This window comes from Streptomyces sp. NPDC004721 (assembly GCF_053601495.1).
Map to the genome: position 1 here is coordinate 140,537 of NZ_JBSGBZ010000021.1, position 9,222 is coordinate 149,758.

At 72.4% G+C, this 9,222-nt stretch carries 4 protein-coding genes; 2 read left to right on the forward strand and 2 right to left on the reverse strand.

Going from position 1 to position 9,222, the window contains the following annotated elements; all coding sequences use genetic code 11:
- Positions 1-107 precede the first annotated feature (107 nt).
- Both ACWEK3_RS21085 and ACWEK3_RS21090 read right to left on the reverse strand, forming a co-directional pair.
- Positions 108-1,964: an ABC transporter ATP-binding protein gene (locus tag ACWEK3_RS21085; protein ID WP_453250321.1), complete on the reverse strand. Its 1,857-nt coding sequence runs from the start codon at positions 1,962-1,964 to the stop codon at positions 108-110.
- Positions 1,945-3,693 carry an ABC transporter ATP-binding protein gene (locus ACWEK3_RS21090; RefSeq protein ID WP_453250322.1) on the reverse strand — a complete coding sequence of 583 codons (1,749 nt, stop codon included), beginning with the start codon at positions 3,691-3,693 and terminating at the stop codon, positions 1,945-1,947. Before ACWEK3_RS21090 ends, ACWEK3_RS21085 begins: the two co-directional genes overlap by 20 nt.
- A gap of 286 nt (positions 3,694-3,979) precedes the next feature.
- Between ACWEK3_RS21090 and ACWEK3_RS21095 the strand changes: the two genes are divergently transcribed.
- Both ACWEK3_RS21095 and ACWEK3_RS21100 read left to right on the forward strand, forming a co-directional pair.
- Entirely contained in the window at positions 3,980-5,014 is a 1,035-nt protein-coding gene (locus tag ACWEK3_RS21095; protein WP_365432582.1) for a GDP-mannose 4,6-dehydratase, read from the forward strand.
- A 168-nt stretch (positions 5,015-5,182) separates the two neighbouring features.
- Positions 5,183-9,222, forward strand: a 4,040-nt coding sequence (locus ACWEK3_RS21100; RefSeq protein WP_453250323.1) for a type I polyketide synthase, incomplete at its 3' end; no start/stop codon positions are given.

A 9,222-nucleotide genomic window follows, 5' to 3' on the forward strand; every position in this document is an offset into this window, starting at 1 on the left:
CGGCCCGCCCGGATCACAAGGCCCGGGGCGGGCGTTGATGCGTTTCCTCCCCACCATACGCACGCCGTCAACTCCCTGTCTGTTCCGCCGGTCAGCCGGTCAGCCGGTCAGCCGGTCGTCGCGTCGGCGGTGGGGGCGGTGGCGCGGGCGGCGTGCAGGCGGGCGTAGGGGCCCCGCGCTTCGATGAGCTGGTCGTGGGTGCCCTGCTCGACGATCCGGCCGGACTCCATCACGACGATGACGTCGGCGTCCCGGATGGTGGACAGGCGGTGCGCGATCACGAAACTCGTCCGGCCCGCCCGCAGGGTGTTCATGGCCCGCTGGATCAGCAGCTCGGTGCGGGTGTCCACGGAGCTGGTCGCCTCGTCCAGGATGAGCACGGCGGGCCGGGCGAGGAACGCCCGCGCGACCGTGATCAGTTGCTTCTCCCCGGCGCTGACACCGCCGGACTCGTCGTCCAGGACCGTGTCGTACCCCTGCGACAGGGTGCGGATGAAGCGGTCGGCGCAGGTCGCACGGGCCGCCTCCACGACGTCCGCGCGGGTCGCGCCCGGGGACCCGTAGGCGATGTTCTCGGCGATCGTTCCCTTGAACAGCCAGGTGTCCTGGAGGACGAGGCCGAAGCGGGAGCGCAGGTCGTCGCGGTTCATCGCGGCGATGTCGGTGCCGTCCAGGAGGATGCGGCCCGAGTCGATCTCGTAGAAGCGCATCAGCAGGTTGGCGACCGTGGTCTTGCCGGCGCCGCTCTGGCCGACGATCGCCACCGTGCTGCCGGGTTCCACGGACAGGGACAGCCCCTCGATGAGCGGCACGTCGGGGGAGTAGCGGAACGACACGTCCTGGAACTCCACCCGGCCCCCGGCGCGTTCCGGAGCGAGCGGGCTGCGCGGTTCGGGATCCTGCTCCGGCGCGTCGAGCAGCGTGAACACCCGCTGCGCGGAGGCCACCCCGGACTGCAGGCGGCCCGCGACCGAGGCGATCTCCACGATCGGCTGGCTGAACTGCCGTGCGTACAGGATGAACGCCTGCACGTCGCCCAGTGTCAGCGAGCCGTCCACGACCTTCCAGGCGCCGACGACGGCGACCGCGACATAGCCGAGGTTGGCGACGAACATCATCACGGGCTCGATCGCGCCGGACGCGAACTGCGCTCCGGCACCGGCCCGGTACACCGCCGCGTTGCGCTCGTCGAAGCGCCGCTCGGCCTCCGCCCGCCGGTCGAAGGCCTTCACCAGCGCGTGCCCGGCGCACATCTCCTCGACATGCGCGGTCAGCGTGCCGCTCGCGGCCCACTGGGCGGCGTACCGCGGCTGGGCCCGTTTGGCGATCCAGGCGGCGAGCAGCCCCGACACCGGGACGCTCAGCAGCATCACCGCGGCCAGCGAAGGCGAGATGATCAGCATCAGGGACAGCATGATGACCAGCGAGAACACGGAGCTGATCAGGTCGGTCAGGGTCTGCTGGAGCGTCTGCTGGAGGTTGTCGATGTCGTCCGTGCTGCGGCTGAGCGTCTCGCCCGCCGGCTGCCGGTCGAAGTGGCGCAGCGGCAGCCGCGCCAGTTTCTCCTGCGCCCGGTGCCGCAGGTCGTGGATGAGCAGGCGGACCACCGATGCCACCAGCCAGTTCTGGACCAGCATGAACACCGACGCCAGCACGTACAGAACCAGCAGGATCAGCAGCAGCCCGCCGAGCGCCCCGAAGTCGACACCCGGGGCCGGTCCGCCGTGCCCGAGGATGCCGTCGGCGATCAGGTCGGTGACGCGGCCCAGCAGCAGCGGGCCGAAGGCGTTGAGGAGGATGCCGACGACACCCGCCGCCAGGGCGAGGCCCACGGACCGGCGGTGCGGGCGCAGCAGACCGGCGAGCCGGCGGACCGGCCGGTCCGATTCGTGCGCCTCTCCGTGCGCCTCTCCGTGCGCCTCCTCGTGCTCCTGTTCGTGCTTCTCAGGAACGTCCGGCGCCATGAGCGGTTTCCTCTCGGGTGCGCTGCGAGAGCGCGATCTCGCGGTAGGTGGGACTGTCGCGCAGCAGCTCGTCATGGGTGCCGGTGGCGGCGATGCCCCCCTGGTCCAGGACGACGATCCGGTCGGCGTCGCGTACGGAGGCCACACGCTGCGCCACGGTGATCACGGTTGCGCCCGCCGTGTGGGGCACGAGGGCCTCCCGCAGCGCCGCCTCCGTGCTCTGGTCGAGCGCGGAGAAGGAGTCGTCGAAGAGATAGACGGCGGGGCGGCGCAGCAGCGCCCGTGCGATCGCCAGCCGCTGGCGCTGGCCGCCGGAGACGGTGGTGCCGCCCTGGGCGATCTCCGCGTCGAGGCCGCCGAGCCGGGCCACGAAGTCGTCCGCCTGGGCGACCCGCAGCACCTCCCACAGCTCCTCGTCCGTGGCGTCCGGCCGGCCGAAGCGCAGATTGGTCGCGACGGTCCCGGCGAACAGGTACGGCCGCTGCGGCACGTAGCCCACGGCGTCGGCCAGCACCGACGGGTCCAGTGCGCGCACATCCGTGCCGCCGATCCGCACCTCGCCCGCGGTCGCGTCGACCAGCCGCAGGATCAGCTGCAGCAGCGTGGTCTTGCCGGAGCCGGTGCTGCCGAGGACCGCGACCCGCTCACCGGGCTTCAGCGTCAGCGACAGGTCCCGCAGTACGGCGTTCTCGGCGCCCGGGTAGCGGAACTCGGCGTCCAGCAGCTCGACCTGCCCGGCGGGACCCGCCATGGGCCGCGGCGCGGTGGGCGGGACGACATCGGTCTCCGCGTCGAGGACCTCCGTGATCCGCTCCGCGCACACCCGGGCCCGCGGCACGTTCAGGAACACGAAGGCGAGCATCACCACGGACATCAGGATGAGCGACAGATAGCTGAGGAAGGCGCTGAGCGAGCCGATCTGCATGCTGCCCGAGTCGATCCGCCGGGCCCCCACCCACAGCAGCGCCAGGGTGAAGAGGTTCATCAGCAGCAGGACCGACGGCAGCATCACCGCGATGAGCCGGCCCACCCCCAGGGACAGGCCGAAGAGCTCCTCGTTGGTGCGGGTGAAGCGCTCGCCCTCGTAGGAGTCACGGGCGAAGGAGCGCACCACGCGCACCCCGGTGATCTGCTCCCGCAGCAGCCGCCCCAGCCGGTCGAGCGTCCGCTGCAGCCGGGCGTACAGCGCGGCCATACGGGCCAGCAGGAAACCGAAGCAGACGCCCACCACCAGCACCATCGGGACGAGGACCAGAGCCATCGGCACGTCCTGGCGCAGCGCGAGCACCACACTGCCCAGACACATCAGGGGGGCCGCGACGAAGATGCCGAGCCCGGACTGGGCGAGGTTCTGCACCTGTTGCACGTCGTTCACCGAGCGGGTCAGCAGGGACGGGGTGCCGAAGCGGCCGATCTCGCGGGCGGAGAAGTCCAGCACGCGGCGGAAGACCGCGGAGCGCAGGTCCCGCCCGAGGGCGGTGGAGGTGCGCGCGCCCAGTGCCGCGGCGCCCAGTGCCGCGGCGATCTGCACCAGTGCCACCACCGCCATCGCCGCGCCGATGGCGCCGATGCGGTCGCTGTCCTCGCGGACGACTCCCTCGTCGATGAGCGCGGCGCCCAGCGTCGGCAGCAGCAGCGTGCCGAGGATCTGCACCAGATGCAGGGCGACCAGAGTGGCAACGGACCCCGCGTAGGGGCGCAGTCGTGTGCGCATGAGTCTCAACAGCACGGAATGACACCCCGGTTGACGGCGGCCAGTGGCCGCCCGTTGGAACGGAGTCGGCCGGCACGCCGACCCGGTCATTGGATCCCACACCGCACCCGGATTTCCCTAGTGTTCGCCCCGGCCGCATCGGCCCGCCCGGGAATTCCCTAGTAAGTTCGAGAAGCGTTGACATTGACTTCCGCCGCTTGGGAGCGTGCCGGTGTCTTTCGTCCGGACAGCTTTCTCGAGGCCAGGTCGTCGACCGAGCGCAGCGTTTGGACGGTCTCTTTGCGGTTGAGATGGGAATGAAATGCCCAAGCGCGCACTGATCACCGGAATTACCGGCCAGGACGGGTCCTATCTGGCGGAGCACCTGCTGTCGCAGGGGTACCAGGTGTGGGGTCTCATCCGTGGCCAGGCCAACCCCCGCAAGTCCCGGGTGAGCCGGCTCGTTTCCGAACTGTCCTTCGTGGACGGGGACCTCATGGACCAGGCCAGCCTGGTCTCGGCGGTCGACCGCGTACAGCCGGACGAGGTGTACAACCTCGGCGCGATCTCGTTCGTGCCGATGTCCTGGCAGCAGGCCGAACTGGTCACCGAGGTGAACGGCATGGGCGTGCTGCGGGTCCTGGAGGCCATCCGCATGGTGAGCGGGCTGAGCATGTCCCGCACCGCGGGTCCCGAGGGCCAGATCCGCTTCTACCAGGCGTCCTCCTCGGAGATGTTCGGCAAGGTCGCCGAGACGCCGCAGCGGGAGACCACGATCTTCCACCCGCGCAGCCCCTACGGCGCGGCCAAGGCGTACGGTCACTTCATCACCCGCAACTACCGCGAGTCGTTCGGTATGTACGCGGTCTCCGGAATGCTGTTCAACCACGAATCGCCCCGCCGCGGCCAGGAGTTCGTGACCCGCAAGATCTCTCTCGCGGTCGCCCGCATCAAGCTGGGGCTCCAGGACGAACTGGCCCTCGGCAACATGGACGCGGTCCGCGACTGGGGCTACGCGGGCGACTACGTCCGCGCCATGCACCTGATGCTCCAGCAGGACGCCGGCGACGACTACGTGATCGGCACCGGCGAGATGCACACCGTGCGCGACGCGGTCCGCTACGCCTTCGAGCACGTGGGCCTCGACTGGGAGGACCACGTCGTCATCGACCCCGACCTCGTCCGGCCCGCCGAGGTCGAGGTGCTGTGCGCCGACAGCGCCAAGGCGCAGGCCCAGCTGGGCTGGAAGCCGAGTGTCGATTTCCCGGAACTCATGCGGATGATGGTCGACGCCGACCTGGCGCTCGTTTCCCGGCAGAACGAACTCGACGACCTTCTGCTGGCGCACAGCTGGTAACGGGCGAAAGCCCCTCCAAGTTCTAGGGATTTCCTGCCGGGCCTCCCTCCAGACTCGCCTCATGGCTTCTCCCGCTGGGGAGAGCCATGTGGCGAGTCGGTGTTCTGCAGCACGGCGCAGAGATTTCGGCGATGCGTGTACGGCCGTCGGCCGTCGGGATGGGTTGAGATGGACAACGAACAGAAGCTCCGGGATTACCTCAAGCTTGCGACCGCCGATCTGCGACGCGCGCGGCGGCGCGTGAGCGAGCTGGAGTCGGCAGCCCAGGAGCCGATCGCCATCGTCGGCATGACCTGTCGCTACCCCGGTGGCGTCAGCAGCCCCGAGGACCTGTGGCGGATGGTCGAGGCCGGCGGGAACGGTGTCACCCCGTTCCCCGCCGACCGCGGCTGGGACATGGAGGCGCTCTCCTCCTCGTCGACCTTCCGCGGTGGATTCCTCCACGACGCGACGGACTTCGACGCGGACTTCTTCGGCATCTCGCCGCGCGAGGCGGTCGCCATGGACCCGCAGCAGCGGGTCGTCCTGGAGTCCGCCTGGGAGGCGTTCGAGCGCGCCGGCATCGACCCCACCTCCGTCAAGGGCAGCCGCACCGGCGTCTTCATCGGCGCCATGGCCCAGGACTACCGGGTCGGCCCCGCCGACGGCGCCGAGGGCTTCCAGCTCACCGGCAACACCGGCAGCGTGCTGTCCGGCCGCATCTCGTACACCTTCGGCACGGTGGGTCCCGCCGTCACCGTCGACACCGCCTGCTCCTCCTCCCTGGTCGCCCTCCACCTCGCCACCCAGGCGCTGCGCGCGGGCGAGTGCACCCTCGCCCTCGCGGGCGGCGTCACCGTCATGTCAGGGCCCGGCACCTTCATCGAGATGGGCCGCCAGGGAGGACTGTCCGCCGACGGCCGCTGCCGCTCCTTCGGCGACACGGCCGACGGCACCGGCTGGGCCGAGGGCGTCGGCATCCTCGTCCTGGAGCGCCTGTCCGACGCGATCCGCAACGGTCGCGAGATCCTCGCCGTCGTCCGCGGCACCGCCGTGAACCAGGACGGCGCCTCCAACGGCCTCACCGCCCCCAACGGCCCCTCCCAGCAGGCGGTCATCGAGCAGGCCCTCGTCAACGCCCGGCTCTCCGCGAGCGACATCGACGTCGTCGAGGCGCACGGCACCGGCACCACCCTCGGCGACCCCGTCGAGGCGCAGGCGCTGCTCGCCACCTACGGGCAGCACCGCGACGAGGACAAGCCGCTGCTGCTCGGCTCGGTGAAGTCCAACATCAGCCACACCCAGGCCGCCGCCGGTGTCGCCGGTGTCATCAAGATGGTCATGGCGATGCGGCACGGCGTGCTGCCCCGCACCCTCCTCGCCGAGGAGCCCACCCGTCACGTCGACTGGTCCCAGGGCGCCGTCCGCGTCCTCACCGAGAACACCGACTGGCCCGCCACCGGCGCCCCCCGCCGCGCGGCCGTCTCCTCCTTCGGCATCAGCGGCACCAACGCCCACACCATCGTCGAGCAGGCCCCCGAGCCGGAGCCCGCCGACACCGAGGACGACACCCCGAGCACCCCGGCCACCGTCAGCGGCGCCGTGCCCGTGCTGCTCTCCGGCCGCGGCCCCGAGGTGCTGCGCGCCCAGGCCGCCGCCCTGCTCACCACCCTCGGCACCGGCACCCCGCCCGCGCTGACGGACACCGCCTACTCGCTCGCCACCACCCGCACCGCGTTCGAGCACCGGGCCGTCCTGCTCGCCGCGAGCCTGCCCGGCCTGACCGAGCGGCTGACCGCGATCGCCGGAGGCGCCGACCCGGCCGCCCTGGCCGACACCGTCACCGGCACCGCCCGCACCGAGACCCGCCTCGCCGTCCTGTTCACCGGACAGGGCGCCCAGCGCCTCGGCGCCGGCCGCGAACTCGCCGCTCGCTTCCCGATGTTCGCCGCCGCCCTGGACGCCGCCCTCGACGCCTTCACCCCCCACCTGGACGTGCCGCTGCGCGAGGTGCTGTGGGGCGAGGACGCCGCCCGCCTCGACCGCACCGAGTACGCGCAGCCCGCGCTGTTCGCCGTCGAGGTCGCCCTCTACCGCCTGCTGGAGTCCTTCGAGGTCAAGCCGGACCACCTGGCCGGCCACTCCGTGGGCGAGATCGCCGCCGCGCATGTCGCCGGAGTGCTCTCCCTCGACGACGCGTGCGCCCTGGTGGCCGCCCGCGGCCGGCTCATGCAGGCGCTGCCCGAGGGCGGCGCGATGGTCGCCGTGCAGGCGAGCGAGGAGGAGGTCGCCCCGCTGCTCGCCGGCCACGAGGACCTGGTGTCCCTCGCCGCCGTCAACGGCCCCTCCGCCGTCGTCCTCTCCGGCGACGAGACCACCGTCACCGAACTGGCGGCCCGCCTGGCGGCCGACGGGCGCAGGACGAGCAGACTCCGCGTCTCGCACGCCTTCCACTCGCCGCTCATGGCACCGATGCTCGACGAGTTCCGCGGCATCGTCGAAGGCCTCACGCTGCACAGCCCGCTGCTGCCCGTGGTGTCCAACGTGACCGGTGAGCCGGCCACCGTCGCCCAGCTCACCTCGCCCGACTACTGGGTCGACCATGTCCGCCACGCCGTCCGCTTCGCCGACGGCATCGACTGGCTCGCCCGGCACGACGTCACCGCCTTCCTCGAACTCGGCCCTGACAGCGTCCTGTCCGCCATGGCACAGAACTGCCTGGACGCCGCCGGCTCCGACGCCGTCACCGTGCCCGCGCTGCGCGAGGGACGCCCCGAGGACCACACCTTCACCGCAGCGCTCGCCGCGCTGCACACCCACGGCACCACGCTGCGCTGGGACGCCTGCTTCACCGGCACCGGAGCCCGCCGCACCGACCTGCCCACGTACACCTTCCAGCGCCGCCGCTACTGGCCGCGCGCCGTCCAGGGCGGCGCCGCCGACCTGCGCTCCGTCGGGCTCGGCGCCGCCCACCACCCGCTGCTGTCCGCCGCGGTCTCCCTCGCCGACTCCGAGGGCGCGCTGCTGACCGGCCGGATCTCCCTGCTCAGCCACCCGTGGCTCGCCGACCACACCGTCCGCGGCACCACCCTGCTGCCCGGCACCGCCTTCCTGGAGCTGGCCGTCCGCGCCGGCGACGAGGTCGGCTGCGACCGCGTCGACGAACTGACCTTGGCGGCGCCCCTCGTCCTGCCCGAGCAGGGCGGCGTCCAGGTCCAGCTGTCGATCGGCAACCCGGACGAGTCCGGCCGCCGCAGCCTCACCGTCTACGGCCGCCCCGACGCCAACGAGGACGCCCCCTGGACGTCCCACGCCACCGGTGTGCTGTCCCCCTCCCGCGCCGCCACCGACTTCGACCCCACCGTCTGGCCCCCGGCCGACGCCGAGGCCCTGCCCGTGGACGGCCTCTACGAGCGGCTCGCCGACGGCGGCTTCGGCTACGGCCCGCTCTTCCAGGGCCTGCGCGCCGTCTGGCGCCGCGCCGACGAGGTCTTCGCCGAGGTCGTCCTGCCCGAGTCCGGCCACACCGACGCCCAGTCCTTCGGCCTGCACCCCGCGCTCCTCGACTCCGCCCTGCACGCCGCGTCGTTCGTCGACCTCGACGAGCGCGCCGCCGGCGGACTGCCCTTCTCCTGGGAGGGCGTGAGCCTGCACGCGAGCGGCGCCACCACCCTGCGGGTGCGGCTGGCCCCGGCGGCCGGTGACGCCGTCGCGATCGCCGTCGCCGACGACGCGGGACAGCTCGTCCTGTCCGCCGACTCGCTGATCCTGCGCGCGGTCGCGGTCCGCGAGATCGACGCCGCCGCCGCGCTGGTCCGCGACGCCCTGTTCCGCCTCGACTGGGTGCCCGTGACGGCGGCCGCCGCCTCCGGCACCGCCGCCCTCGTCGGCGAGGACCCCTTCGGCCTGCGCGCCCTGCCCCAGTTCGGCGACCTCACCGTCCACCCGGACCTCGCGGCCCTCGCCGCCGCCGACGGCGCCGTCCCGGACACCGTCCTGCTGACGCTCGCCGGCACCGGCCCGGACGCCGACCCGGTCACCGCAGCGCACCGCGCCGCCACCGACGCCCTCGCCGCCGTACAGACCTGGCTCGAGCAGGACGAGCGGTTCGTCGCCTCCCGGCTCGCCCTGGTCACCCGGGGCGCGACCACCGGCCACGACCTGGCCGCCGCCGCGGTCTGGGGCCTGGTGCGCTCCGCGCAGTCCGAGAACCCCGGCCGCTTCCTCCT

Bases quoted from the DNA above. Each gene is read 5' to 3' on its own strand.
- ACWEK3_RS21085 (WP_453250321.1), bottom strand. From the start codon at position 1,964: ATGGCGCCGGACGTTCCTGAGAAGCACGAACAGGAGCACGAGGAGGCG.
- ACWEK3_RS21095 (WP_365432582.1), top strand. From the start codon at position 3,980: ATGCCCAAGCGCGCACTGATCACCGGAATTACCGGCCAGGACGGGTCC.